The sequence below is a fragment of the Arthrobacter sp. CC3 genome (assembly GCF_039907775.1).
In the GTDB taxonomy this organism is placed as follows: domain Bacteria; phylum Actinomycetota; class Actinomycetes; order Actinomycetales; family Micrococcaceae; genus Arthrobacter.
This window is the reverse complement of the sequence record NZ_JARCCY010000015.1, coordinates 34,945-60,675: the sequence shown is the minus strand read 5'-3', so window position 1 is coordinate 60,675 and position 25,731 is coordinate 34,945. Positions and strand designations below refer to the sequence as shown.

Below are 25,731 nucleotides of genomic sequence, written 5' to 3'. Positions count from 1 at the left end.
GCCTCTTAAACCAATAGGGGCCGGAGGCCGGTGAACAAACCAGCCTCCGGCCCCTATTGGCTGCCCTTCTCCCTTACAGAGGCGGCCTACCGGCTAGGAGCCGCTGATATTGACCGCGACGGACTTGACCTCGGTGTAGGCCTCCACGCCCTCGCGGCCGTTCTCCTTGCCCCAGCCGGACTGCTTGAAACCCCCGAACGGCATGTTCGCGTCCATGCCGCCGGCGGCGTTAACCCGCACATTTCCCGCCTTCATCCGGCGCGCGAACTGATGGGCCCGGGAAATGTCCTTGGTCCAGATGGTGGAGGAGAGCCCGTAGACGGTGTCATTGGCGCGGGCCACGATGTCCGCAACGCTGTCCGAGTCGCGGAAAGTTGCCGTCGAGAGAACCGGCCCGAAAATCTCCTCCCGGACCACCTTCATGTCGTGGGTGGTGTTGCGCAGGATGGTCGGCTGGATGAAGAAGCCGTCCCCGGCCACTGCCGCGCCGCCGGTGACCAGCTCCGCGCCCTCCTCACGGCCGCTCTGGATGTAGCCCAGGATCCTCTCGCGCTGCTGCTCTGAAATGACCGGACCGACCTGGGCCTGCGGGTCAGTGCCGGGGCCGATCCTCAGCGCCTCGGCCCGTTGCGAGATCCCTGCGACCACTTCGTCCGCCACGGCCTCGTGGACGTACAGGCGGGAGCCCGCAGCGCACACCTGGCCAGTGTTACCAAAGATACTCATTGCCGCGCCGTCGATGGCCCGCTCGAGGTCCGCGTCCGGGTAGATGACCACCGGAGACTTGCCGCCGAGTTCCAGTGAAACGCGCTTCAGGTTGCCGGCGCACGAAGCCAGCAGGTGCTTGCCTACGGCGGTGGAGCCCGTAAAGGAGATCTTGTCCACGAGGGGATGGTCCGCGATCCGCTGTCCGGAAACAGCGCCGAGGCCCTGGACAATGTTCAGCACGCCGGGCGGGAACCCCACCTCCAGGGCCAGTTCCCCCAGCCGGACCGCGGTCAGGGGCGTGAGTTCCGCCGGCTTGAGCACCACGGTGCAGCCTGCCGCCAGGGCGGGCGCCAACTTGGCCGCGGTGATGGCCAGGGGGCTGTTCCACGGAACGATCAAACCAACGACGCCGATGGCTTCCCGGAGCGTATAGGCGTGCCATTCGCCAGGGAGGGAGACGTTGCGGGTTTCGCCGTTGAGCTTTGTCGCCCAGCCCGCGTGGTAGCGGAACGACTCGGCCGCCCCAGAGATTTCGAAGGCCCGGGCAAAGCCCAACGGCTTTCCGGTATTGAGGGTCTCCAGCAATGCCAGTTCGTCGGCGGCGGCGTCAATGGCCTCGCCGAGCTTCCAGATCAGGCGGCTCCGCTGGGCAGGCGACATTGCCGGCCACGGACCCGAGTCGAAGGCCCGGCGGGCGGCCTGGACCGCACGGTCAACGTCCTGGGCGCTCGCGGATGCGGAGTCCACCAGGAGATCGCCGGTGGAGGGGTCGGTGACGGGGAGCGGTTCCTCTCCGCCGTCCACCCATGCTCCGTCGATCAGCAGGCGGAGCGGCCTGCCCAGCAGGTCAGGCCTCGGAATGGTGGGGAGGGTCTGGGTAAGGGGCGTCATTGGCTTCCTTCCGGGAGGCGGCTGCTCAGGATTGATGTTATGCAATCTGTGATGGTTGCCACATCACGTTCTCCAAGATACATTGTTCTAGGAATTATGCATTTATTTTGCTTGCACTCAATGAGGAGATTCTGGATGGAAAAGCACAAGCGCCACTCACTTTTGGCCAAGGTTCTGACGCCCGCGGTGGCCGGCCTGACCCTGCTGTCACTTGCCGCCTGCGGGGCCCCCGGTGCGGCCAGCGGTGCCGCCGGGGACGCGGCTGGCTCGGAGGGCAAGACATCGATCAAGGTTGTAGTGGCCCCGATCCAGTTCGAAACGGCCTACGTCGCCAAGGAGAAGGGCTTCTTCGATGAGGCAGGCCTCACCGTGGAAATCGTCCCCGGCGCCGATCCCTCGGCCAACCTGGCCCAGACCGTGAGCGGACAGGCTGACATCACCACGGCATCCTGGGGTGTGATGACCACCGCCACGGCGAAGGGCATGCCGGTGAAGGTGGTCTCCGGAAACGGCGTGGTTGATCCCAACTCGGACAACTCCGGAATCCTGATCCCCAAGAACAGCAGCATCAAAACCGTTGCTGACCTGAAAGGCAAGAACGTTGCGGTGGTCGGCGTGAACACCGGCGGCGACATCCCCATGCTCCAGGCTGCGGCGGCGGCGGGAATCGACCCCAAGTCGATTACGGAGATCGCTGTTCCCTACGCCGGCATGCAGGCTGCCCTGGAGCAGGGAACGGTGGATGCCGCGTTCGCAGCCGATACCTACTACCACCAGCTCGTCGACGCAGGCTTCAAGAGCATTGCCAGCCCGGTGCGCGAATTCCAGGGCAACATGCCCGTCACTGTCTGGGCCGCCACCGACGCCTGGCTCAAGAGCAACCCCGGAACCGCCAAGAAGTTCAATGACGCCATGACCAAGGCGGCCCAGTTCTACACTGACCCGGCAAACGTCAAAACGATCGTGGACATCACCGCACGCGTTAAACAGGTGGACTCCGCGAAGGTCAACCCCAAGTCCTACGTTCCGGTGAACACGTCCATCAACCTGGCCACAGGTCAGGCCGGTATCGACGCCATGAAGGACCTCGGCTTCGTCAGCAAGCCGCCGACCGCCGAGGCCATGCTCTGGGCCGACGCCCCGCGCTTCACCAAGTAAGGCTGCCGGGAATCAGGTACATGACGGAGAGATCGATATGAAGACAAGTACAAAGTCGATGGACTGGGGGTTGACCACCCAGCGAGTACTGGCGGTTGCGGCACTCCTGGCCATCTGGCAGCTGGTGATCTGGAGCGGCACGCTTCCCTCGATGACACCAGGGGTCGCCGCCCTTGTGTCCTCCATTGGCGCGGCCCTGACATCGGCAACGTTCTGGTCGGCGCTTGCGCAGACCATGACGGCTGCCGTCAGCGGCTGGCTGATCGCCGTCGTGGTTGGAACGGTACTCGGACTGCTCATTGGTTCCGTCCGGGCGCTGGACCGCTCGACGTCGATCCTGATCGATTTCGGGCGTTCGTTCCCGGTACTGGCACTGATGCCTGTGGTCATCATGCTGCTGGGAGCTACCGCCCAGATGGAGACCGTCGTCGTCGCGCTTTCCTGCCTGTGGCCGGTGCTCGTGCAGACAATCTACGGTGCCCGACGGATGGAGTCGGCAGTGGTGGACACGGTGCGGATCTTCCAGATCCCGGCAGTCCTCCGGTTCCGCCGGGTCCTGCTCCCCAGCGCCACCCCCTTCATCGCCACCGGCGTCCGGATCTCGGCCTCGATCTCCATCCTCGTTGCCGTCGGCGTTGAGGTGCTCAGCCAGGCCCCGGGAATCGGCCGGCAGATCACCCTGGCCCAGCAGGCCCAACGGTGGGATTCGGCGTTCGCGTACCTCTTTTTCGCCGGGCTGGTGGGTTGGAGCATCGCCAGCCTGCTCAACTTCGCCGAGGGCAGGATTCTCAAATGGAACAGGCAGGCCAATGACTGATACAGCCCTTCGTCCGGCACCCAAGCCGGAAACTGCGTCCCGGGCCAGGCGGCCGGACGCGGCGCGCGGGCGCAGCCGTCCCGCGCAGGTGGCCCTCAGCGTACTTCAGCGGACGTGGTTGATCGTCGTCGTGTTCGCCGTTTGGTGGATCGCGACGGCGGACAGCACCAATGTTTTTATCCCTTCCCTTGAGTCGATCATGGCCAGCCTGGGCCGGGACCTCGCCAACGGCGTGATCGCCTCCGGAGCCGCCTATAGCCTGGGGAACCTGGCCGCGGGCCTCCTGATCGCGGTGGCAGTCGGCATTGTCGGGGGACTGATCCTTGGCGAGACCAGGCGGTTGCGGGAGATCGTGGATCCGGTCATTCATTTCTTCCGGTCCGTCCCCCAGGCGGCACTGGTTCCGCTGATCATCGGTGCCTTCGGAATCGGACAGGGCCCCAAGATCTACACCATCGCCTTTGCCTGCATGTGGCCGGTGTTGCTGAATACCATCGACGGTGTCCTGGGTGTGGAACCGACCATCCGGAAGTTCTCCAAGGTCTACCGGATCCCGCGCGGTCTGCACTTCCGCAAGGTGGTGCTTCCGGCCGCGCTTCCGCAGATCGTGGCCGGCGTGCGAGTGGCTCTTCCCATCGGAATCACGGTGATGGTGGTGAGCGAACTCTTCGCCGCCAACAAGGGATTGGGCTTTTACATCCTCAATTCCTCCGCAACTTTCATGGTGCCTGAGACGTGGGCGGGTGCGCTGCTCGTCGGCGTCATCGGGTACATCCTCTCGCTCCTGTTCATCGTTCTTGAACGCAGGATCCTGAGCTGGTACTTCAAGTCAGGCGCAAAATGACCACCCCGGTCCAACAGAAAATTGAAGGAGCATCCATGGCCATTCAGGCAGCATCCGAGCAGGTGCAGGTGGCCACGAAGCCGCTGCTCCAGGTCCAAGGGCTGACGATGAGCTACGGCGTCGGTGACGCGGAGAACAAGATCCTGAAGGATCTGAACCTGGAAGTAAACGACGGCGAATTCGTCTCCATCGTCGGTCCGTCCGGCGTCGGTAAAACCACTCTTCTGAGGTGCCTCTCAGGCCTCATCCAACCCCGGAGCGGCGCCGTGAGCGTTGGGGGAGAGGTCATCGACGGGCCGCACAGGGATCTTGCCGTGGTCTTCCAGGACTACAGCCGCTCGCTCATGCCCTGGATGACCACACTGGAGAACGTGGCCTTTCCCTTGCAAGGCCGCGGGGTGGGCAAGCAGGAGCGGACCGAGACCGCGGAGAAGAACCTCGCGGCCGTAGGCCTCGCCGGGCAGGGCCACAAGTATCCGTGGGAGATGTCCGGCGGCATGCAGCAAAGGGTGGCCATCGCCCGTGCCCTGGCCTACAACGCCAAGGTCCTGCTGATGGATGAACCGTTCGCTTCCGTGGACGCGCAGACCAGGTTCGACCTCGAGGACCTGGTGATCGATCTCCAGGCGAGCCTGGGCGTCACCATCATCCTGGTCACGCACGACATCGATGAAGCGCTCTATCTGGCGGACAAGGTGATCGTCCTGGCGGAGAAGCCCGCCACCGTGGTGGACGTGATCGAGACCGGCTTCGGCGACCACCGCGATCAGGTGGAGACCAAGGCGGACCCACGCTTTGCGGAGGCGCGGGCACGCATCCTGCACCGCCTGCGGGATCACTAGGCTCGACGCGCGCTGCTGAAAAGTCCAGACGAGAAAGCCCTCCGGGTTCCTTTGCAGGATCCCGGAGGGCTTTCTGTGCGCAAGATCCGCCGCGCCTCAACTGAGGCGCCGGGTGCCTACGCCTTGGCCTTCTCGCGGCCGCTCTGGGCTGCTTCCTTCTCGATCCCGGACTTCAGGATGGCGTTCAGGGTCGTCTCGTAGTGGGTCCGGAGCAGCCGGGAGGCGACCTCGGGGTTCCGGTCCAACGCGGCGGCCAGGATGTCCCGGTGTTCTTGGGCGATGTCACGGCCCAGATGGCGGGTAGCGCGGCCTGCCCAGCGTCCGTAGAGCTGGGAGAGGTCGGACAGGGTCGACGCGAGGTCGATCAGCACGGGGACCCCGCAGGCCTCGAGCAGCTTGGCATGGAATGCCTGGTGGGCTCGATCCCACGCCTCAGTCAGTTCGCCGTCATCGCTCGCCTCGCGGTAGGGGGTCCGCTCCAGCGTGTGGTGGGCGGCGATGAGCTCGGATTCCCAGGCCAGGTCCCCGCGCTGGATCGCCAGTCCCACACCAAACTCCTCGGAAACGCAGCGCAGCTCCGTAATGTCCTTGATCTCGGCCAGTGACAGCGTGGGTACGAAGAACCCGCGGTTCGGCTTGAGGATCACCAGGCGGTCGCCCACCAAGCGCGTCAGCGCCTCGCGGATCACCGTGCTGCTGGTCTTGTAGTGCTTGGTGAGCGCAACCAGCTGCAGCTTGTCTCCGGCGGCCCAGCGGCCGGCCAGGATGTCATCCCGGAGCGAGTCCCGGATCTGCGTGCTGAGGGTCTCAGACTCGATACTTTTCGACATGTGCATTATTGTACCGGCTAGCAGATAATGTTTTCTTTATTGACTTATGCAAATTCCATCCTAAACTTGTATCAGTCGTACGGAGAGACCTGAATCACAACAGATCCCGTCATTACCTAGGAGAACCGCCGTGACCAACTCCACCACCGAAGCAGTCCAGACCCGCGAGGAGCACGTCGTCGACGACCTCTACTGGCGGGACCGGTACGAGCCCATCACGGAAGACGACGAGTTCCTGCGCGGGATTGTGGACACCTCGGACCTTCCGGCGCTGATGGTGGCGCTGGCTGCAGTAACCGGAGACTTTTCAATCCTGCGCGAGGACCTGCGTCCGCCGCAGCCGCCCGCCGAAATCGTGGGCATGCCGCATGGCGGCATGACGCCGGACCAGCAGGGCAGGGCGCGCGCCCTTGCCTTCGAGGCACTCAAGCGGGTGCGCGAGGATCACCTAACCAGTGTCGGGACCCTGACCGAGGCACAGGCCGATGACATCCTCACCTGGATTACCAACGCAGCCAACCCCGAATACCACCCCATGCTGATGCACGACATGGCCCTGGTTGAGGGCAAGAGCGGCAAACCGGCATGGGACTTCAAGGACATCGCGCTGGGTCGGGAGTTCAGCGTGGCAGTCATCGGGTCCGGGGTTTCCGGCATGGCAGCGGCCTACCGACTGAAACAGGCCGGCATTCCCTACACGGTGTTCGAGAAGGGCCACACCGTCGGCGGCACCTGGTGGAAGAACACCTACCCCGGCGTGCGCCTCGACACCCCCAACTACGCCTACAGCTTCTCCTTCGCCCAGCGCGACGACTGGCCCCAGCAGTTCTCGCAGGGTTCGGAGATTTTCGAGTACACCCGGCAGGTGGCCGAGCGCGGCGGCATCCTCGGCGAGATCGAATTCAACACCGAGGTCACCTCCGCCAGCTACGACGAAGCTTCGGGGCTGTGGAACGTCGACATCATCGACGCCGACGGCCAGCCGATCAGCCGCCAGTTCAACGCGGTGCTCTCCGCCGTCGGCCAGCTGGACCGGCCCAAGTACCCGGACGTGCCGGGGCGCATGGACTTTGCGGGCATCCAGATGCACTCGGCCGAGTGGGACAACAGCGTTGATGTGACCGGCAAGCGGGTGGCTGTCATTGGCACGGGCGCCAGTGCCTACCAGATCGTCCCAGCGATCGTGGACCAGGTCTCCGCACTCACCGTCTTTCAGCGCAGCTCACCTTGGATGCTGCCCACCCAGGGCTACTATGCGGACATGCCGGACTCGGTCCAGTGGCTGGTCCGCAAACTCCCGCACTACGGGCAGTGGCTCCGGTTCTGGCAGCACTGGCTCGGCGTCGAGGGCCGGCAGCACACCATCGTCGCGGAACCGGGCTGGGACCAGCCCGGCAGCGTGTCCGCCGTCAACGCGCAGTGGCGCCAGGGGCTTACCGACATCCTGGCCAAGCAGTACCAGGACCGCCCGGACCTGCTCGCCAAGGTCACCCCGGACTACATCGTGGGCGGCAAGCGCATGCTCCGGGACAACGGCGTCTGGGCCGAGTCGCTGAAGAAGCCGCAGTCCACCCTGGTCACCGAGGGCATTGAGCGCATGGCCCCCGAGGGCATCGTCACGACGGACGGGGTACTGCATGAGGTGGACATCACTGTCTACGCCACCGGCTTCCAGGCCTCGGAGTTCCTCGAGCCGTTGAAGATCACCGGCCTGCACGGCACGGACCTGCACGAGTACTGGGGCGGCGATGCCAAGGCGTTCGCCGGCCTGACCGTTCCGAACTTCCCCAACCTGTTCATCATCACAGGGCCCAACACCGGCCACGTGGTCAACGGCAGCCTCTACTCGATGATCGAATACGGCGTGGAATACATCCTCGAGTCGCTGCGCCTCATCATCGAAAACGACCTCAAGGCGCTGGACCTGAAGCAGGAAGTCCTCGACGAGTTCGTTGAGGGCCTGGACGCCGCCAACGCTACCAAGGCGTGGGGCCACCCCAGCGTGCACACCTGGTACAAGAACAAGTTCGGCCGGGTGTCCCAGATCTGGCCCCACCCTGTGCTCGACTTCTGGAAGATCACCCGCACCGTAAACCTCGACGACTACAACCAGCTGGCATGAGCGCCGCCGCAACTCAACCGCTGGCGGGCATCCGTATCGGAGCGGCCGTGTACAAGGCGGAGACGCACGACGGCGTGGTCAGCGTCCGCGGTGTCCGTTACGGTGAGCGGCTGGATCCCTCAGACCGTTTCTCGGCGCTGGGTGCTCCGTCACCGCTGCGGCCGCAGGGGCCCGCGACCGTGTTCCCGCAAGCCCCCGGATCCCTGGACTGGCTGCTCGGCCCCGCGTTGTCCCGCATGCCGCAGAGCGAGGATTCCTTCCTGCTGGACATCTGGGCGCCCGAAGGCGCGAAGGATCTCCCGGTGCTGGTCTTCCTGCCCGGGGGCGCCTTCATCAGCGGCGCCGGGAATGTGCGCTGGTACGACGGCGCCCGGCTCGCCCGGGAGGGCGGCGCCGTGGTGGTCACCGTGAACTACCGGCTGGGTGCGTTCGGACTGCTCGACGGCGTTGGCGGGGCCGGCGGCGCCGGCACCTCTGCGCACCCGGGTCCGCGCAACCTGGCCGCGGGGGACATCCTGCGGGCATTGTCCTGGATTCACCGGAACATTTCTGCGTTCGGCGGCGATTCCGGTGCCACCACCCTGGCGGGTCATTCGGCCGGAGCGTGGTACGCGTACGTGCTGAGCTTTGCCGAGCAGGCGCGCGGACTGTTTAACCGGACGGCCCTGTTCAGCCTGCCCTGGCAGCCTCCCTTGAACGCGTCGGAGTTCGCCGAGCGCTCCGGGCTGTTCGCCGCCGCCCTGGGTGCCGGCGATGGAGCCGGCGACACTCCGGGCGACGGCCACAGTACCGGGGAGATCCTGGCCGCTCAGGCCGCGGTGTCCAAGGCTTATGCGGGCAGGGGACTCGGCCTGATGCCGGCAGCGGACGGGGAACTGGTTCCTTCCTGGGCGATGGACTTCGAGACCGCGGCCGCAGCCATGCATGTGGACGCGCTGCTGTTGAGCAGCACCGACGATGAAGCCGCCGCGTTCCTGCACGCCCTTCCCGTCGGTGCTGTCGGCCCGGAACAGCTCGCGGGCTTCATCGGCGCGCACTTCGATGCCCCGGCTGAGGCGGCGTCCTTCATCGAGCAACGGCATCCAGGGGCGACGGACCACGCGAAGCTGGTGGAAGCCATGAGCCTGCACCAGTTCCGGCTGGCCGCCACGGAACTGGCAGGCCGGGCGGACCAGGCCGGAATCCCGGCCACGCTGCTGCGGTTCTCCGTGCGCAGCACGCTGGACGGCGCCGGCAGTCCGCACTGCTTCGACCTGCCCTTCCTCTTCGGAAACGGCCCGGACTGGCAGGATGCCCCCATGTTCGGCGGGTTCCCCGACGAGGCCTTCGACGACGTGTCGGACCGGCTGCGGCCGCTGCTGCTCGGCTTTGTTGCCGACGGCGTGGCGCGGACGCCCGAAGGCCGGCCAGTGGCCCGCTTCGATCCGAAGAACCCGGCACTGTATGCGGTGGGCGAAACCGGATGCAGCACCGCCGTCGTCGAGCCTGAACTGCTGCCGCGACGCTAGCCAGCCGCAGACGCGGGGATACTATCCAACCGACACACCAGTGGAGCCGTCCGAAAGGGGGGCTCCACTGGCGTTCGGTGCTGAGTGGGCCTCAGAAGCTGGTGATCACCGAGCGGGCCACCGACCCGCCGCGCAGCAGGTCGTAGCCTTCATTGATCTGGTCCAGGGAGATGTGCCGGGAGACCAGTTCGTCCAGCTTGAAGCGGCCTTGCAGGTAGAGCTCCGCGTACATCGGGATGTCGATCTTGAGGTTGGTGGAGCCCATGGCCACGCCGCGGATGCCCTTCTGCTTGCCCATCAGGTCGCCGAACGGCGTCACTTCCAGGCGGGTTTCGGGTTTTTGGACACCGATCAGGAACGCGGTTCCGCCGATGTCCAGCATGGCGACGGCGTCCATCGCCGTCTGCTTCAGGCCGATCACTTCGAAGGCGCAGCTGACGCCACCGCCGGTGAGGTCCTTGACTGCCTGCACGGAATCCCCGTCCCCGGCATTGACGACGTCCGTGGCGCCAAACACTTTGGCGAGGTCCAGCTTGGCCTGCTGCAGATCGATGGCGATGATCCTGCGCGCTCCGGCCAGCGCGGCGCCCTGGATGACGTTGAGGCCCACCCCGCCGCAGCCGATGACGGCAATAGTGTCTCCGGGGCGAATGCGGGCAGAATTGATGGCCGCTCCGGCGCCGGTCACCACCCCGCAGCCCAGGAGTGCCGCACGGTCGAACGGGATGTCATTGCTGACGGAGACCACAGTGTTCTCGTGGACGATCACCTGCTCGGCGAATCCACCGACGCCGATGAACTGCGTGAGTGCCTCGCCATCGCGGCTCAGCCGAGAGCCCTGGCCCGGGGTCCGCTGGGTTTCCTGCGGATGGCGGCACTGGTAGGGCCGGCCGGTCAGGCAGCCGCGGCAGTGGCCGCAGCTGTGGATCGGTGATGACACCACGTGGTCCCCTACACGGAACTCCGTGACGTCCGGGCCCACGTCGGCCACCACGCCGGCGATTTCGTGACCCAGCACAGCGGGCATGGGGAAGCCCACGTTGGTCTCGGCCACGTGCATGTCGCTGTGGCACAAGCCGCTGGCGCGGACATCAATGAGAACCTCACGGCCCATCGGCTCGGCGATGTCGATGTCCTGGACCTGGAACGGCTGTCCCACGCCGTCGAGTACTGCTGCTTTCATTCCTGTTGGTTCCTCTCGCTGGGTGAGCCGGACTCACCGGCATGGACGTGACGCGGCCCACAAATATAAATATAGTGTGTAGTGAAGTGCAAAATATATAAATTATCGATTATTTGCCGAATGACCACTCACGCTCACCGCCAGACAAGGGAGTCCCAGGATGAAAGCTGCAGTCATCAACGAAATCAACGGCCGTTTCGATGTGGAAGAGATCGTCATCGGTGAACCGGTGGGCCGAGAGGTCCTGGTGGAAGTCAAGGCTGCGGGCCTGTGCCATTCGGATCTCCTGGTTGCCTCGATCGACCGCGGCCGCCCGCTGCCCATGGTTGTTGGACATGAAATGGCCGGCATCGTGGCCGCCGTCGGACCAGATGTCCGGGACCTTGCCGTCGGGGACCACGTGGTTGGCTCCGAAGTGAAGTTCTGCGGGCACTGCGAGGAATGCCTGGCCGGCCACAGCTACCGTTGCGTCAATCCTGGCGAATTGTCCCGGCCGCGCGCCGCCGGGTCCAAGCTGAGCCGAAACAGCGGGGATGTGCACGCCTTTGGCGTCGCAGCCTTTGCCGAGTACACCATCTGCCACGACAACTCTCTGGTGCGGATCCCGAGGGAGCTGCCCTTCCCGCAGGCGGCCGTACTCAGCTGCGCGGCCATCACCGGCGTGGGGGCGGCGCTCAACACGGCCAAAGTCCGGCCCGGCGACACGGTGGCCGTCATCGGCCTGGGTGGCATCGGCCTTAATATCCTGTCCGGCGCCCGGATCGCCGGAGCCACCACCATCATCGGCGTCGACGTGCATCCGGCCAAGCTCGAACTGGCGGTCCGCTTCGGCGCCACCCACGTGGTGAACTCCCGCGAGGAGGATGCCGTACCCAAGGTTCGGGAGATCAGCGGACGCGGAGTGCACCACTCCTTCGAGGCCATCGGGCTCGGGATAACCCAAACCCAGGCCATCGAGATGACCCGCGTGGGAGGCGGCGCCTACTTCATCGGCATACCCCAGGGCGCGCCCCTGGAAGTGGACGTGCTGCGCTATCTCATCGCCTCGCAGCGGCGCATCCAGGGCGTGTACATGGGCTCCAGCAACATCCGCCGTGACATCCCGATGTACGCCGAGCTCTACCTGCAGGGCCGGCTGAACCTCGATGACCTGGTGGCGCAGGAAATTCCGCTCGAGGGGATCAATGACGCCTACCGGCTCCAGGAGTCCGGAGCGATCGCCCGCAGCGTCATCACCTCGTTCTGACGGGGGGGGCGGGGGAGTGGCGGCAAAGCCATTGCCAAGCTCACCTTTTTTATATAAAATCATTCAAAGAATGCATTTTCATCTCACAATGTTGTGGAGGTTTCACGGGTGCCACCCCTGATGCCAGCCAAGAAGGAGTTCAAAGTGACTGCACGCACCGGAGCAGAGTACAAGCGGGGCCTCGATGACGGCCGCGAAGTCTGGCTGGGATCGGAGCGCATCTCCGTCCTCGAACACCCGGCCTTCAAGGGGTCCATCGAAGGCATGGCGGGCTACTTCGACTACCAGCACAAGTACGCGGCAGACTGCCTGACCACCCACCCGGAGACGGGCGAGTCCATGAACGTGAGCCTCTCGCTGCCGAAGAATGCCGAGGATATTGCCCTCAGGCACCGTGCCTTCGACCGCCTGGCCCGCTACTCCAACGGCATGCTGGGCCGCACGCCGGACTACGTCAACGTGGTCCTGGCCGGCCATGTCTCCCGCCGGGACATCTTCGACCGCTCCGGGGATCCCGTTTACCACCAGCGGCTGGCGGCCTACCACCGCGAAGTGATCGAAAAGGACCTGGCACTGACCCACACCATCGTGCACGCTGCCATCGACAAGAGCGTCGGTGAGCTGCAGGGCATGAACGAGGAACTCACCCTCCGCGTGGTGGAGCGGACCGAACAGGGACTCATCGTCAAGGGCGCCAAGATGCTCGCCACCCTCGGCCCCATCGCCGATGAACTCTACGTCTACCCCGCAGTCCCCATCCAGAAGGGCTTCGAGGAATACGCCATCTCCTTCGCCATCCCGGTGGCCACTCCGGGCGTCGTGGCCGTCTGCCGCGACCACTACGGCGTGGACGCCGACGTGGCGGACAAGCCGTTCTCGTCGCGCTTTGACGAGCAGGACGCCGTCATCATCTTCGACGACGTACTGGTTCCCTGGGACCGCGTGTTCATCGACGGCAACCTGGACGTGTACAACGCCATTAACGCCGGTACCGCTTCCGGCAACACCCAGCAGCAGACTGCTATCCGCGCCGCCGTGAAGCTGGAGTTCGCCTACGACCTCTGCACGCAGATCGCCAAGGTGACCGGCACCGAAAACAAGCCCGACGTCGGCGCGATGCTCGGTGAGATCTACACCTACCTGCGCCTCACCCGCGCGGCCATCCATTCCGCCGAGATGCGGGCATCGGACTGGGGCGACGGCGCGTTCTTCTGCCACGACGACATCAGTGCCCTGCGTGCCATCATGCCTGGCTGGATGATCCGCATCAACGAAATCATCAAGTCCATGGGCTCGCACAACCTGCTGGCCACCCCCACCGGCGGCGCCTTCAACGATCCCCGCCTGGGCCCGCTGCTGAGGAAGTACCTGCCCGGAGCCAACGGCATTAGCGCCCAGGAACGCGCGCGAATCATGCGCACCGCCTGGGACTTCGCCGGCTCGGCACTGGGCAGCCGGATCGAGCTCTACGAACGCTTCTACCTCGGCAGCATCGGCCGCGCCCGGGCCCTGGACCACCGCAAGGCCCAGGCCGCCGGAGAGACCGGCGCCTACCAGGCGATGTTCGAGGAAATCGACGGGCTGCCCCCCACTCCATACGGCGCTGCGGCCAACGGTTCAGCACAATCGGAGAGCGAAACTCCCGCCAGTGGCCGGGTCGCCGTCGGGGCGCGGGGCTAGGTTCCGCCATGACGGCGCAGACAGCGGAGGCCGCCGGCCTCGAGAGCAGCGTGGAAAACATGACGGGCACCGTGGCCCGGCATGTCGCTGACACCGGCTTCGAGGCCTTCGACGCCGGCACGGTGAACCGGGCCAAGATCCGGATCATCGACTCGCTGGGCAACATCGCCGCAGGCCACCGCGCCCAGGGCAACGGCGCCGTTCTGGACCTCGCCCGGCGCTGGGGCGGCGCCCCGGAAGCGAGCGTGCTGGTCCACGGCGTCCGCCTGCCGGCGCACAACGCGGCCATGGTCAACGCGGTGATGATGCGGTCTTACGACTTCGAGCCGATCGGTGCGGAATACGAAGACCACACGCAGTCCGCCGCCCACATCAGCGGAACCACGGTCCCGGTGGCCCTGGCCGTCGCCGAGCAGCAGCGCTCCTCGGGGCGGGACCTGCTCACCGCGTTGATCGTGGGGGACGACCTCACCTCGCGGCTCGCCGCGGCGTCGGGCTTTGACGTCTACAGCGGCCAGGACAACACCGGCACCGTCAACGGCCTCGGAGGCACCGCCGTCGCCGCCAAGCTCATGGGGCTGGATGCGGTCCGGGTCCGGAACGCGCTGGGGATCGCGGTGAACCAGCTGTCCGGCACCGTGGCCAACATCTTCGATCAAACCCTCGCGTTCAAGCTGCCCATCGCCTTCGCCGCCCGCAACTCCATTGTGTCCGCGGAGCTGGCGCAGGCCGGGTTCACGGGGCCGGCGGATGCCATCGCGGGCCGGCACGGGTTCCTGGACATGTACTGTTCCTCGCCGGCACCGGAGAAGGTGACCCGCCGGCTCGGAGAGGCCTTCTACGCAGACTGCGTGATCAAGCCGTGGGCCTCGTGCCGGGCCAGCCACCCCTCACTGGACGCCTGCGTGCGGCTGGCCACGGAGAACCGGCTGAACCTGGACGAGATCGAGGAGATCCTCATCCACGTGACCCCGCGGACCCTGAAGGGTTTCGTGGGCCAGCCGTTCGTGATCGGCGAGTGCCCGGAGGTTTCGGGAGCCTTCAGCATCCGGTTCACAGCCGCCACCGCCCTGATGTACCGGACGGTCCGGCCGGAACACCTCACGCTGGAGCACATGCAGGATCCGCGCCTGCAACGGCTGCTGGACAAGATCCGGCTGGTTGATTCGCTGCCGCCCGCGGAATCGCTCACCGCCGAAGTGGAGCTCCGGCTCCGGGACGGTTCGGCGCTCCGGACCCGTACGGACGTGCCCAAGGGGGACATCCACGCCAGCCCGCTGAGCGAGGCAGAGATCCTGGACAAGTACTACGCCAACGCCGAGTTCGGCGGCAGGACCTCACGCAGGAATGCCGAGGAAGCGGTCCGGCTCATCCAGCGCCTTGAGGAGCTGGACAGCCTGGCGCCTCTTATCAAACTCTTCACACCCGACCTTCAGCACTAAATCCCAGGAGGATGAAATGAATACAGAACAGGTTGTACCCACTGCGGAGATCACTGTCGATCCCGCTGCTTTCCGTCACGTCGTGGGCCATTTCGCCAGCGGCGTCACGGTGATCACCACGGTTGTGGACGGTGAACTGTACGGCACGACGGCGTCTGCAGTGTCCTCGCTGTCCATGGAACCGCCCATGATGCTCGCCTGCCTCAACCGCTCCAGCTCCACGCACGACGCCGTGCTGAAAGCCGGAGTGTTCGGCATCAACATCCTGGCCGAGGACCAGAGCGACCTCGCCATGAAATTCGGTCGCAAGGGCGGGGACAAGTTCGACGGCGTCTCGGTCACCCTGTCCGCGGAGGGTGTTCCCATGCTGGACGGCGCCCTTGCCACTATCGTCTGCCGGGTTGCGGAAACGCCCACCGGGGGCACGCACACTGTGTTCCTCGGCGAGGTCACGGACGCCAAGGCAACGGCAGGGGAGCCGCTGGCATACTTCCGCGGCGCCTTCGGCCGGCTGGAACGGGTCAAGGAGCTCGCGGCCTACGACGCCGTGCGTGACTGGGTGCTGGGCCGCCGCACCCCGCTGCACCAGGCCCTGGATCCGGTGGAGATCGCGGCCCAGGCCAAGTCCGATCCCCAAAACGTCCACAATGCCCTGGTGAAGTTGACGGCCGAATCCCTGGTGACCCGGGGGGACCGGGGCGAATTCCTGCCCGCGCCCATCACGCGCCAGCTCACGGACAGTGTCTACGACGGCCGCCTCACCATCGAGCTCGGCGTGCTCGCCAGCCACTTCGATAAGTTCACGGACGAGGACATCGCGGAGCTGAGCCGCCTCACCGACGAGCTGGCACTGCTGCGCCAGGGCGGCCAGGAAGCGCTGGACACGTTCCTGAAGACCAACGCGAAATACCACAACCGCCTGGTGAGCGTGGCCGGCTCCGCCCAGCTCAGCGACGCTTTTCGCCGGCTGGGAATCGGCACGGTGTGGCGGGAGGCCCTCAACAGCGAAGAGTGGGCCCGGAAGATGGACCACAGCCACATCGTGGACCTCACGGCGGCGCTGAAGGACCACGACTACGCGCGGGCCGCGGAGGCCCTCCGCCTGCACACCTCCTTCGGCAAGCAGCTGGCCAGCGACGTGATTGAGCGCCACGGCGGCGAGGTCTAAGCAGAAGCTTTTCAAAAGTACGACGGCGGGGCCGCACCCAGGGATTCCTCTCCCGGCGGGTGCGGTCCCGCCGTCGTACTTTGTCCCCCAACTAGGTAGCAGCAGGTGTCGTTTTGTGCGCTCAAAACGACACCTGCTGCTACTTAGTTGCCCTGGCAGGCAGCAAAGGAGCGGGGAGGCTGTGTGGCCTCCCCGCTCCTTCTCCGCTTGCCAGGCTTGCGGCCCCTTGTCAGCGGACCGCCGGCAACCCTGCTTCCGTCTCCTGCAGGCGGGCCAGTTCGGGCACGTAGGCAGCCAGCGCTTCAAACGCCGCCAGCTCGGTATCCGGGGTAGTGGCTGCTGCCACGTAGCGGTCCGGCCGCACCACCAGGGTCATGCCGCTGCCTGCGACAGCCGCGAAGGCGCCGCTGGTGTCGGTGACCAGGGTCCCCTCCGTGCCCAAGTGCCCGGTGTCCACACGCCGGACCTCAAGGGGTGCGCGGCGATCGTGCGGGAAGTACAGCAGCGCCCAGCCCGTCCCGAGGACGGCGTCCAGCGGGACGGCGTCGCCGGTGGGAAGGGTGACCTGCGGCTGGGACAGGGAGCGGCCCACCAAGGCGGCCGCCCGCTTGGGAATTGTGTTCCCCGGTTCCGCCACGCAGCCGACGGTGAAGTGCGGCTGCTTGAGGAACTTCATTCCGGCGAGCCATGCCTTGGCGGTGGGAACGATGCCGGAAGCGGTGATGGCGGCGTCGCGGATGGCGGTGAGTGCGGGGTGGACGTTCATCACCACGGTGCCGATCCGGTGGGAAAGGCGCACCATGTCCACCGCGTGGGGACGCCGCTCTGCCTGGTATGTGTTCACCAGGGCATCGGTGCCGGCACCACGGACGTTCGCCGCGATCTTCCAGGCGAGGTTGGCTACGTCGCGGATGCCGGCGTTCAGGGCCTGGCCGGCGAACGGCGGCATCATGTGGGCTGCATCCCCGGCCAGGAGCACGTGACCCACTCGGTAATTCAGGGCCACGCGCTGGTGGGCTACGTAGACGGCCGCGCGGCGGATGTCCTCCGGGGCAATCGCCTGGAACGGCGCGATGAGACCCATGATGGCATCCGGAGAGGTCATCGCCGCGGCTTCCTCTCCGGGGAGAAGCATGAACTCGTAGCGGCGGCGGCCGTTGACGCCGGGGACCACCACAACGGGACGAGTCCCGTTGCAGTGGAACTCGGAGAACCGCTCCGGGTCACCCGGGGTGTTGATGATGTCCACCACGATCCATTTCTGGACCTGGGTGGAGCCTTCCATCGGGATGCCGAGCTGGGAGCGGACCGGGCTTCGTCCGCCGTCGCACGCCAGCACCCATTTGGAGCGGACAGTGTGCTTGCCGTCGTCGTCGATCAGTACCGTGTCCACGTGCTCCGGGGCGTCCGTTATGCGGAACGCTTCGGTGGTGAAGCGGACGTCGATCAGCGGACGGGCCCGGGCGGCTTCGAGGAGCAGTGATTCCATCACGGGCTGGTCGAACTGCGACTTGCCGGGCTGGCCGAGCCTCGGGCTGGCCGGGTAGACCTCCGCCAGCAGTTGCTCCTTGCGGCCGAAGTATCGGGCGCCGGTGTCCATGAGCATTTCCGGGGCCAGCCGGTCCAGGATTCCGATCTGCTGCATGACGCGCAGCGTCTCGTCGGTGACGCTGATAGCCCGCGGTTCGTCGCTGGTCCCGGCATGGCGTTCAACGAGCATCACGTTGACACCCTGGTCCGCCAGCAGGTTCGCCGCGGCGAGGCCGATAGGGCCCGCCCCGATGACCAGTACGTCGGTTTCGATGATTTTGTCCATGCCGAATAAAGTTCCGTTCCTGTGAGAGTGCAGTCAGTGGCGTCGGGAGCCTGTGGATCAGGGGACGAGCTTTACGGTGTTCTTCAGGGTGCCCAGTCCGGTGATTTCCACCTCCACCACGTCCCCTTCGGAGAGCAGGCCGGACGGTTCCATGAACAGGCCAACGCCGCCGGGGGTGCCGGTGACGATCACATCGCCGGGGGAGAGCTTGGTGAAGCCCGTGACGTAGGCGATGAGCTGCGGAATGGTGAAGTAAAGGTCGGAGACGGAGGCCTTCTGCCGGATGTCACCGTTGACTCGGGTTTCCAAGGTCAGTGCGTTGACGTCGCCCAGGTCGGCGGCCGGGACAAGGTAGGGGCCGAAGCCGCCGGTGCCGGGGAAGTTCTTGCCGGGGATCCACTGGGTGGCCGCGAGCTGCCAGTCGCGGACACTGAGGTCGTTGTAGGCGGCGTAGCCGGCAACGTAGTCGAAGGCGTCCTCTTCAGCAACGTGGAAGCCTTCCTTGCCGATCACCAGGGCCACTTCGCCTTCGTAGTCGAACTTGGTGGTGGTGGCAGGCATCTGGGCCGGCTGCAGGTGGCCCATCTGGGAGTCCGCGAAGCGGGTGAAGACCGTGGGCGCCTTTTGCTCCGTCTTGCCGGATTCCTCCTGGTGGCTGCGGTAATTCACTCCGATGCAGATGACCTTGCCCGGATCCGTGACCGCGGGGAGGAACTCGATGTCCGCTTCCGCGCGGGATGGGGCGCTACGGAATTCTTCGCCCACGGTGCCAAAGATCCCCTGCTCGACGGCGGCGCGGAGCGTGGAGGCGAGGTTGGTGCCGGTGGGGCCAAGGTCGTAGGCACGTTCGTCGGCAATAATGCCCCAGGTCGGGGAGCCGTCTGCGGATACAAAGCTTGCGTAGTTCATGATGGTGGTTCCTTTCGCGGCGGCAGCGCGCCGAGGAGGTGACGCAGTCCGTTCCTTGACGGCGGCGTTGCCGGACAGGAGGAATGTGCATCTTTTGACAAAGAATACATTATCCTGCCTTTGCGCATTATGGCTAGAGCCTTGCGGGTGGCGGCGATCGGTGGCTAAGTCTGTCGAAACCGTGCACGTCCCGGCGCTAGTCCGTGGTCGTCTTCCCGCGGCGGACGTGTCGGTGGTGCAGCTCGTAGCTGTCGAACACATCGGCGGATGTGGTTCCGGAATGGCCGAATTTGCCGCGCAGGACTTCCGCGAGACCGTCAAGGGCCGCGTGGAGCATCCGTCCGGCGAACTGCAGTTCAGGGCTCTCGCTGCGCTGGGCGTCGAATGCCAGCTCCTGGGCGTAGGCAACTGTGGCCGGAAGGGAACCGCGCAGCTCCACTTCGCGGAAGTAATAGGTTTCGTGGAACGCCAGCAGGTCTATGCTCACCGAAGCCACATTTCCGGCCATCGACTCCAGCAGCCCGGCGGCATGCTTGGGATCCAGTGACGATACGCCCGCCGGGCCTGCAGCTTCCCTGAACAGGTTCAGTTCGTGGGCGAGGGCACGACGGCGGTTCAGGGCCGGGTACGTCTGCAGGATCCAGGTGACCGTTGCTGTCAGCAAGCCGAAACCGGTGACGGCCTGGAGGGCCACAACCAGCCTGAGCAACGGATGCACTGCCACAATGTCGCCGAACCCCACGGTGGAGAGGGTGACCAGGGAGATGTAGAGGGCTTCGGCGAAGTCGGCCCGCAGGGGAACGCCGGCGCCGTAGACAAAACCCTCCGTCAGGTGGGGCAGGTAGAGCAGGGCCCAGCCGATGGCGGCCAGGCTTGCCCAGGCGCCGATGACAGCGGCCATCGCCAAGGGGGCTGCGATGAAGGAGCCCCTGCCGCGCAGTTTTCTCGAGACCAGCCAGAATCCGCGGATGATCGTCCGGCCCAGAGGGCCGGAACCGTGCGGATAAAGCAGCGTGCGGAAGACGTCGACGATCATCAGTAGAACCAGGCCGGCCCCCGAAACCGTCCAGAGCGTGTCCTCGAAGTCCATGGCCTCATCTTAGGGGCGCATGCTTCCTGAGGGGCAGCAAGCGTGCGACCATCAAAAGTGCCGGCAGCCCGTGGGCGCGTCGGCGGCCAAGGTTCCCTCGAGGAGGGGCCGGAACGACGTCAAGGGGGAGCGTTGTGGGTGGAGTAGCTCGTTCGAAGGATAGGGCCCTGCCGCGCTGGGCCAGCACCGCCGTCGTCGTCTATTTGTCGGTGACGTTTGCCGTAGTGGCAGCGGTGCTGGTTGGCAGCGGCTTGTTGCTGGACCTGGACGCCGGGTTCAAGGAGGGCCTGCTGCTCGCCCTGGTGGTGCTGACGCTGCCCGTGTCGTTCGCATATTTCGTCATCGGCACCTTTGACGCCAGCGCCGTATTGGGCCTGACCACGGTTCTCTACTATTTCGGATACTTCGTCCTTGCGCTGGTCAACGCGGGCCTCTTCCGATGGATTGTCCTGAGCGCCCGGAAGCGCAAACTGGTTCCGGCCGCCGGCGCGGCCCACACCACGCCCGACGCCATGCCCCAGTATCCGAGTGAGAAATTGCGCGGGATAACCCCGGACGTCGGGAAGCTCTGGTGGGCCGTGCCGGTGGCGGTCCTGCTAAGTCTTCCGCAGTGGATGGTGGCGGGTATTGCCTGGTGCGGGATCAGCGGTTGCAGCGGCGGAGGCTTCGGGGTGGCCACCGGGTCCGAGTGGATCGCGGTGATCCTGAGCGCAGCCAACGGCGTCATCATGGCAGTAGCCGTGTTCGCGGTGCGCTGGCTGTATCCCACCGGCAAACGTGCCCTTGTTGCCCTGGCGGCAGGGACGCTGTTTGGCCTGCTGGGCGCTGCAGTCACCCACGGGTAGCGCCTCAGCAGCTAGATGGGGTTGCCGAACTCGCGGATCGTAATTCCGGTGAAGTTGGCCGGGCCGCCGTCGGCGTAGAACGAGATGCCGGTGTCGCCGTCGGCGAAGTGCACTTGCTGCGAAATCACCGTGTGCCCGGCGTTCACGAACACTTCGACGCTCTGCGTGTCAACGAAGATGCGCAGGTGCACCGACCGTGCGTTGGCGTCGATCGGCGCGGCAGCACGCGAGTAGGGCGCGAGCGCGAAGCCGCTCTGGTCCGAGGGCGCGCGGTCCACGTACAGCTCGCCGCCATACTTGCCAACGTTCGTGTGGCGCAGGCCGTCCGGGGAGCGGCCCACCGAGACTCCGACGTTAGCAGCCGCGTCCCAGGAGATGTCGAGCTCCAGCTCGTAGGCGCGCCCGCTCCACGGCAGCACGGAGCTGCCGTTGACCGTGCGGTCGGGCAGTGTGGTGGTGGCGGTGACGTAGCCCGACAACGCTTCGACGGGCGTACTGAGCAAGCTGTACCAGCCGCCGGATTGATGCTCCAGCCGCAGTTCCCGCACGATCGAGTTCTGCCCGTTGTACCCGTCGGACGCATCGGTGGGCACATCGCGGGCCGCGTACTTCCAGTTGTTCATCCAGGCGACGGCGAGGCGCTTTGTCTCCGGCGCCTCGACCGACGGCCACGTCACGGCGGCGTACCAGTCCCAGCCCCAGTCGAGCCACTGCGGTGTGAGGTTGCCGGTGATGAACGCCGTGCCGTTCCAGGTGCCCGTCCAATACGCGAAGGTCATCGGCAGGCCCGCGCTGTAGGCATCCATGCTCGCGCCGAGCACCCAATGCCGTGTGCCGTCGCCGGCGGTCATCTCGAACAGGTCCGGGCACTCGATCCCGCCGAGGGCGTGGTTCGGGTAGTCGAAGTTGGATTTCCACTGCCAGTCCCGCAGGTTCGGCGAGGTGTAAAAGGCCGCGTAGCGCGCCCGCCCGATCACGCACACCCATTCGCTGCGTACCGCGTCCCAGTGGATCTTGGGGTCGCGGAACCACTCTGCGTTGTCGATCTCTGCGGGTGTGGTGGCTGTGCGGCCGTCCGTGTTGACGATCACCGGGTCGGGGAGCGCCGTGAAGGTGTAGCCGCCGTCGGTGGACCAGTAGAGGTACTGCTCCTGGTACTTGCGGATCCCGCCGGTGGGCTGTGTTGCGAGCGCGATCACCGCCCCCGCGCCGAAGCCGGCGGTGTTGGCGGTGTCGACGACGGCGGATCCGGACCACACCGGGAAATCGGGTTGCAGGGGCATCACCGTGCCGTGGTGGGTGAACGACACGCCATCGCTGGTGGTCGCGTGGTCCCAGCCGCCTTGGCCGTTGTTCTGCCCGGAGTGCAGGTAGTAGAGCTGGTGGGCGCCGTTGGTATAGACGGGGCGCTGCGGGTCGCACAGCCAGCCCGACGGGGGAGTCATATGAAAGACGGCCCGCAGGGATGACCGGGCGTGCGCTGCAGCGGGGACGGCGCTGCTGGCGAAAAGCGTAAGGGCTCCGATGCCTGCGCCTTGCAGGGCAGTGCGTCGTGAGATGTCGTGCGTCATCAGGTGGTTCCTCTCATCGTTGAGGGGCGCGGACTCTTGCCGGCTACGCAGACGATAGTGCGAATCGCCGATGGTGGTCAAGCGTTTAATCAAGATGGATCCGCCGCTGTCCCGGCGCGGCACGGCTTGGCGGCTACACAAAAAAGAAAGTTTGCTAAAACGCTTGATCATCAAGCACGGTTGGCGCTAGGTTCATGGTGATCAAACGCTTTAGCAGAATGGACATCAGCGCAGATGAAACGCTCAGTCTTCTTCCAGCCCACCGATGGATGGGTTGGTGACCTCATCCCCTTCGAGAAGGACGGGGAGTTCTGGCTCTTCTACCTCCACGAAGTACGCTCGGACCCGAAACCCGGCACGTCATGGAACCTCGTCACCACCAAGGACCTCACGCAGTTCGAGGACCACGGCGTCGCCCTGCCGCACGGCACCGAGGACGACCTCGACTTCAACGCCTACACGGGCAGCATCGTGGTTGATGAAACCGGCATCCACCACCTGTTCTACACCGGGCAGAACCCGCGCAACCTGGGAGCGGACGGGGCGCCCCTCCAGCTGGTCATGCACGCCACAAGCACCGACGGAATGCAGACCTGGACCAAGCATCCCGAACTCACTTTCGGCGCCCCCGACGGCTTCGAGTCCGGGGACTGGCGGGATCCCTTCGTGTTCCGGGATGAGAGCACAGGCCGGTGGCGGATGCTGCTGGCGGCCCGGCACTCCGCCGGACCGGAACGGCGCCGCGGCGTCATCGCCCAGTGCGTCTCCACCGACCTGATGACCTGGGAGTACGCCGAACCGTTCTGGGATCCGCGCCGCTACATCACGCATGAATGCCCGGACGTCTTCTCATGGGACGGCTGGTGGTACATGGTCTACTCCGAGTTTTCCGAATCGTTTACCACCCGGTACCGCATGGCCAAAAGCCCCGACGGGCCGTGGACCGTCCCGGACCTGGACAGCATCGACGGCCGGGCGTTCTACGCCTCAAAGACGGCCGAACGCGACGGCCGCCGCTTCTTCTTCGGCTGGATCGCCAGCAAGGAAGGAAATTCCGACGACGGCGCCTGGCAGTGGGCGGGCACCATGTCCGTGCTGGAAGCCCGCCAGAACCCGGACGGGACGCTCGCGTTCGGCTTCGCCGACGAACTCGTGGAGAGCTTCTGGGACGACGTCCCCGTGTCACTGACGAGCGGGCTGCCCGCGCGACTGGACGCGCCGGACGGGTACACCGCCGTCGTATCCGACGAGGAACTGCCCGGCCAGTTCTATGCCAAGGCTGTGCTGGACATCGCCCCCGGCACCACCGAATGCGGGCTGCTGCTGCGCTCCAGCCAGGACGGGGACCACTCCTACATCCTGCGCCTGGAACCGAAACGCGGCCGGCTCGTCTTCGACCGCTGGCCGCGGGCCATCACCGGAGACGCCCAATGGCACGTGTCCGGGGACGTCCCGTTCGACGTCGAACTGGAGCGCCCCTGCAAGCTCGCCCCCGGCCCCCACACCCTGGAGGTGATCGTCGACGGCGACCTGTGCGTCGCCGTCGTCGACCGGCAGGTGGCGCTCAGCACCCGGATCTACGACCTGCCCGCGGGACGGATCGGCCTTTTCGCCGGCGAAGGATCCGTCACCGTCACGGACCTTGAGATACGTAAACGCACCGACAACTGAACATCCCCACCCCAATTACTGACCCAATCAAGGGAGATTGCCGCAATGAAGAAACTAATCCGTGCTGCCGCCGTCGCAGCCGCCGCAGCCCTGGCGTTGTCAGCCTGCGGCGGCGTAGGAGCCTCCAGCGACCCGGCCAACGTCAGCCCCACCGGGGAGATCAAACCCCGCGAAATTTCGTGGCTGCTGTCACGTCCGGCCGACGGGGCAGTCATCAACATCATGAAGAAGCTCGCTGACGACTATGCCAAGGACCACCCGGGCTTCGCACTGAACCTCATCACCACCCCGGACCGGCCCTCCTACATCCAGAAGCTGGAGACCCTGGCAGCAGCCAACAAGCTGCCGGAGCTCTTCGATACGGACGCCACGCCCTTCGCCCAGCAGCTGGCAAAGCAGGGCAAAATGGTCGACGCCGAGAAACTCCTGAAATCGCTGGACATCTACGATGACTACCGCCCCGGGGCACTGGACTACCAGCGCTTTGACGACGGCTCCCTGTACATGATCCCGTTCCAGTTCGAGCTGGAGTACTTCTGGTACAACAAGGCGCTGCTGCAAAAGGCCGGCGTCACGGTACCGAAGTCCCTCGACGACATCCCGGCAATGTGCACGGCGCTGCGCAATGCGGGGATCACGCCGATCGCCATTGACGGCCAGGACCAGTGGCCGCTGGAACGCTACGTGGCCTATCAGCCGTTCCGGGCAGCCGGCCCGGAGTTCGTCCAGAAACTGAAGAAGGGCGAGGCGACATTCACCGATCCTGCCGGGCAGAAGACCGTGGAATGGATGGCCGCACTCGGCAAGGCCAAGTGCTTCCAGGACGGCTTCTCCGCCCAGGGCTACTCGGACGCGCAGAACCAGTTCACGTCCGGCCAGGCGGCCATGTACAACATCGGCACGTGGGAACTGCCAAGCCTGGCCACCGACAAACTGAACTCCGCAGTCCGGGACGACGTCGACTTCTTCACCCTGCCCACCACAGCCGGTTCGGCGACGGCGGCCAACGAATTCGTCTCCCCGTCCGGCATCGGCATGGCGGTCAACGCCAAGACCTACGATCCGCTGGTGAGCGACTTCCTGAAGTTTGCCCTGGCGAAGTACCCCGCCGAGTACGCGGCCACGGGTGCCCTCTCGCCCACCACCAATGTGCAGACCACCGTCCCTGCCAACGCCACCCCGCTGTACAAGAAGGCGCTGGAAACGGCGGACACCCTCGGGGCAAAGCAGGCCATGCCGTGGGACACCCAGCTGGACCCCACCACCAACGGCAGGCTCCAGCAGGAACTCGTGCTCCTGGTGCAGGGCAACATCACGCCGGAGCAGTTCACCAGCACCATGGACAGCACCATCAAGCAGAACGCCCCCAAGTTCTTCAAGTAAACCGCAG

General features: G+C 65.6%; 20 protein-coding genes. 13 read left to right on the top strand and 7 right to left on the bottom strand.

Annotated features, from left to right (window positions below; genetic code table 11):
* Nucleotides 1-93: 93 nt before the first annotated feature.
* The gene (locus PV761_RS11095; RefSeq protein ID WP_347896705.1) at nucleotides 94-1,599 is read right to left on the bottom strand and encodes an aldehyde dehydrogenase family protein; all 1,506 of its coding nucleotides are present in this window, start codon (nucleotides 1,597-1,599) and stop codon (nucleotides 94-96) included.
* A 135-nt stretch (nucleotides 1,600-1,734) separates the two neighbouring features.
* Here PV761_RS11095 and PV761_RS11090 point away from each other — a divergent pair, with 135 nt between their 5' ends.
* Genes PV761_RS11090 through PV761_RS11075 form a run of 4 tightly spaced genes read left to right on the top strand, consistent with a single transcriptional unit; the run spans nucleotide 1,735 to nucleotide 5,260 of the window.
* On the top strand, nucleotides 1,735-2,757 hold the full coding sequence (locus PV761_RS11090; RefSeq protein ID WP_347896703.1) for an ABC transporter substrate-binding protein: 1,023 nt from the start codon (nucleotides 1,735-1,737) through the stop codon (nucleotides 2,755-2,757).
* A gap of 37 nt (nucleotides 2,758-2,794) precedes the next feature.
* Nucleotides 2,795-3,574, top strand: a complete 780-nt coding sequence (locus PV761_RS11085; RefSeq protein ID WP_347896701.1) for an ABC transporter permease subunit — start codon at nucleotides 2,795-2,797, stop codon at nucleotides 3,572-3,574.
* A complete protein-coding gene (locus PV761_RS11080) occupies nucleotides 3,567-4,418 on the top strand; it encodes an ABC transporter permease (RefSeq protein WP_347896699.1) in 852 nt (283 codons plus the stop codon). Before PV761_RS11085 ends, PV761_RS11080 begins: the two co-directional genes overlap by 8 nt.
* 35 nt (nucleotides 4,419-4,453) lie before the next feature.
* Nucleotides 4,454-5,260 (top strand): ABC transporter ATP-binding protein, encoded by an 807-nt coding sequence (locus tag PV761_RS11075; protein WP_347896697.1) that lies wholly within the window; start codon nucleotides 4,454-4,456, stop codon nucleotides 5,258-5,260.
* A 116-nt stretch (nucleotides 5,261-5,376) separates the two neighbouring features.
* Here the strand turns inward: PV761_RS11075 and PV761_RS11070 are convergent, their stop codons facing one another.
* On the bottom strand, nucleotides 5,377-6,090 hold the full coding sequence (locus tag PV761_RS11070; RefSeq protein WP_347896695.1) for a GntR family transcriptional regulator: 714 nt from the start codon (nucleotides 6,088-6,090) through the stop codon (nucleotides 5,377-5,379).
* Nucleotides 6,091-6,220: 130 nt separating this feature from the next.
* On the opposite strand from PV761_RS11070, the gene PV761_RS11065 reads away from it, so the two are divergent.
* Both PV761_RS11065 and PV761_RS11060 read left to right on the top strand, forming a co-directional pair.
* Nucleotides 6,221-8,212, top strand: a complete 1,992-nt coding sequence (locus PV761_RS11065) for an NAD(P)/FAD-dependent oxidoreductase (protein WP_347896693.1) — start codon at nucleotides 6,221-6,223, stop codon at nucleotides 8,210-8,212.
* Complete coding sequence (locus PV761_RS11060; protein ID WP_347896691.1) at nucleotides 8,209-9,720, top strand: carboxylesterase family protein; 1,512 nt, start codon at nucleotides 8,209-8,211, stop codon at nucleotides 9,718-9,720. Before PV761_RS11065 ends, PV761_RS11060 begins: the two co-directional genes overlap by 4 nt.
* 91 nt (nucleotides 9,721-9,811) lie before the next feature.
* Here PV761_RS11060 and PV761_RS11055 read toward each other — a convergent pair whose 3' ends face one another.
* Entirely contained in the window at nucleotides 9,812-10,903 is a 1,092-nt protein-coding gene (locus PV761_RS11055) for a Zn-dependent alcohol dehydrogenase (protein WP_347896689.1), read from the bottom strand.
* A gap of 160 nt (nucleotides 10,904-11,063) precedes the next feature.
* On the opposite strand from PV761_RS11055, the gene PV761_RS11050 reads away from it, so the two are divergent.
* From PV761_RS11050 to PV761_RS11035, 4 genes are all read left to right on the top strand, one after another.
* Nucleotides 11,064-12,149 (top strand): Zn-dependent alcohol dehydrogenase, encoded by a 1,086-nt coding sequence (locus PV761_RS11050; RefSeq protein WP_347896687.1) that lies wholly within the window; start codon nucleotides 11,064-11,066, stop codon nucleotides 12,147-12,149.
* A 144-nt stretch (nucleotides 12,150-12,293) separates the two neighbouring features.
* Complete coding sequence (locus PV761_RS11045) at nucleotides 12,294-13,829, top strand: 4-hydroxyphenylacetate 3-hydroxylase N-terminal domain-containing protein (RefSeq protein WP_347896685.1); 1,536 nt, start codon at nucleotides 12,294-12,296, stop codon at nucleotides 13,827-13,829.
* 8 nt (nucleotides 13,830-13,837) lie between these two features.
* A complete protein-coding gene (locus tag PV761_RS11040; protein WP_347896683.1) occupies nucleotides 13,838-15,271 on the top strand; it encodes an MmgE/PrpD family protein in 1,434 nt (477 codons plus the stop codon).
* Between the two features lie 16 nt (nucleotides 15,272-15,287).
* Nucleotides 15,288-16,439 (top strand): flavin reductase, encoded by a 1,152-nt coding sequence (locus PV761_RS11035; RefSeq protein WP_347896681.1) that lies wholly within the window; start codon nucleotides 15,288-15,290, stop codon nucleotides 16,437-16,439.
* Nucleotides 16,440-16,668: 229 nt separating this feature from the next.
* Here PV761_RS11035 and PV761_RS11030 read toward each other — a convergent pair whose 3' ends face one another.
* The 3 genes from PV761_RS11030 to PV761_RS11020 form a co-directional block, all read right to left on the bottom strand.
* Entirely contained in the window at nucleotides 16,669-18,255 is a 1,587-nt protein-coding gene (locus PV761_RS11030) for an FAD-dependent monooxygenase (RefSeq protein WP_347896679.1), read from the bottom strand.
* Nucleotides 18,256-18,312: 57 nt separating this feature from the next.
* The gene (locus PV761_RS11025; protein WP_347896677.1) at nucleotides 18,313-19,164 is read right to left on the bottom strand and encodes a fumarylacetoacetate hydrolase family protein; all 852 of its coding nucleotides are present in this window, start codon (nucleotides 19,162-19,164) and stop codon (nucleotides 18,313-18,315) included.
* A 196-nt stretch (nucleotides 19,165-19,360) separates the two neighbouring features.
* On the bottom strand, nucleotides 19,361-20,254 hold the full coding sequence (locus PV761_RS11020; protein ID WP_347896675.1) for an ion channel: 894 nt from the start codon (nucleotides 20,252-20,254) through the stop codon (nucleotides 19,361-19,363).
* A 134-nt stretch (nucleotides 20,255-20,388) separates the two neighbouring features.
* On the opposite strand from PV761_RS11020, the gene PV761_RS11015 reads away from it, so the two are divergent.
* Nucleotides 20,389-21,099: a hypothetical protein gene (locus PV761_RS11015; RefSeq protein ID WP_347896673.1), complete on the top strand. Its 711-nt coding sequence runs from the start codon at nucleotides 20,389-20,391 to the stop codon at nucleotides 21,097-21,099.
* 11 nt (nucleotides 21,100-21,110) lie between these two features.
* On the opposite strand, the gene PV761_RS11010 is transcribed toward PV761_RS11015, so the two are convergent.
* Complete coding sequence (locus PV761_RS11010; protein ID WP_347896671.1) at nucleotides 21,111-22,670, bottom strand: glycoside hydrolase family 32 protein; 1,560 nt, start codon at nucleotides 22,668-22,670, stop codon at nucleotides 21,111-21,113.
* A gap of 234 nt (nucleotides 22,671-22,904) precedes the next feature.
* On the opposite strand from PV761_RS11010, the gene PV761_RS11005 reads away from it, so the two are divergent.
* Complete coding sequence (locus PV761_RS11005) at nucleotides 22,905-24,341, top strand: GH32 C-terminal domain-containing protein (RefSeq protein WP_347896669.1); 1,437 nt, start codon at nucleotides 22,905-22,907, stop codon at nucleotides 24,339-24,341.
* Between the two features lie 45 nt (nucleotides 24,342-24,386).
* A complete protein-coding gene (locus PV761_RS11000) occupies nucleotides 24,387-25,724 on the top strand; it encodes an extracellular solute-binding protein (RefSeq protein WP_347896667.1) in 1,338 nt (445 codons plus the stop codon).
* Nucleotides 25,725-25,731 lie beyond the last annotated feature (7 nt).

What these genes read in the sequence shown, in the direction of transcription:
- PV761_RS11060 (WP_347896691.1), top strand. Translation starts at nt 8,209, where the DNA reads ATGAGCGCCGCCGCAACTCAACCGCTGGCGGGCATCCGTATCGGAGCG.
- PV761_RS11050 (WP_347896687.1), top strand. Translation starts at nt 11,064, where the DNA reads ATGAAAGCTGCAGTCATCAACGAAATCAACGGCCGTTTCGATGTGGAA.
- PV761_RS11035 (WP_347896681.1), top strand. Translation starts at nt 15,288, where the DNA reads ATGAATACAGAACAGGTTGTACCCACTGCGGAGATCACTGTCGATCCC.
- PV761_RS11085 (WP_347896701.1), top strand. Translation starts at nt 2,795, where the DNA reads ATGAAGACAAGTACAAAGTCGATGGACTGGGGGTTGACCACCCAGCGA.
- PV761_RS11080 (WP_347896699.1), top strand. Translation starts at nt 3,567, where the DNA reads ATGACTGATACAGCCCTTCGTCCGGCACCCAAGCCGGAAACTGCGTCC.
- PV761_RS11030 (WP_347896679.1), bottom strand. Translation starts at nt 18,255, where the DNA reads ATGGACAAAATCATCGAAACCGACGTACTGGTCATCGGGGCGGGCCCT.
- PV761_RS11055 (WP_347896689.1), bottom strand. Translation starts at nt 10,903, where the DNA reads ATGAAAGCAGCAGTACTCGACGGCGTGGGACAGCCGTTCCAGGTCCAG.
- PV761_RS11070 (WP_347896695.1), bottom strand. Translation starts at nt 6,090, where the DNA reads ATGTCGAAAAGTATCGAGTCTGAGACCCTCAGCACGCAGATCCGGGAC.
- PV761_RS11025 (WP_347896677.1), bottom strand. Translation starts at nt 19,164, where the DNA reads ATGAACTACGCAAGCTTTGTATCCGCAGACGGCTCCCCGACCTGGGGC.
- PV761_RS11020 (WP_347896675.1), bottom strand. Translation starts at nt 20,254, where the DNA reads ATGGACTTCGAGGACACGCTCTGGACGGTTTCGGGGGCCGGCCTGGTT.
- PV761_RS11040 (WP_347896683.1), top strand. Translation starts at nt 13,838, where the DNA reads ATGACGGCGCAGACAGCGGAGGCCGCCGGCCTCGAGAGCAGCGTGGAA.
- PV761_RS11010 (WP_347896671.1), bottom strand. Translation starts at nt 22,670, where the DNA reads ATGACGCACGACATCTCACGACGCACTGCCCTGCAAGGCGCAGGCATC.
- PV761_RS11000 (WP_347896667.1), top strand. Translation starts at nt 24,387, where the DNA reads ATGAAGAAACTAATCCGTGCTGCCGCCGTCGCAGCCGCCGCAGCCCTG.
- PV761_RS11090 (WP_347896703.1), top strand. Translation starts at nt 1,735, where the DNA reads ATGGAAAAGCACAAGCGCCACTCACTTTTGGCCAAGGTTCTGACGCCC.
- PV761_RS11005 (WP_347896669.1), top strand. Translation starts at nt 22,905, where the DNA reads ATGAAACGCTCAGTCTTCTTCCAGCCCACCGATGGATGGGTTGGTGAC.
- PV761_RS11095 (WP_347896705.1), bottom strand. Translation starts at nt 1,599, where the DNA reads ATGACGCCCCTTACCCAGACCCTCCCCACCATTCCGAGGCCTGACCTG.
- PV761_RS11075 (WP_347896697.1), top strand. Translation starts at nt 4,454, where the DNA reads ATGGCCATTCAGGCAGCATCCGAGCAGGTGCAGGTGGCCACGAAGCCG.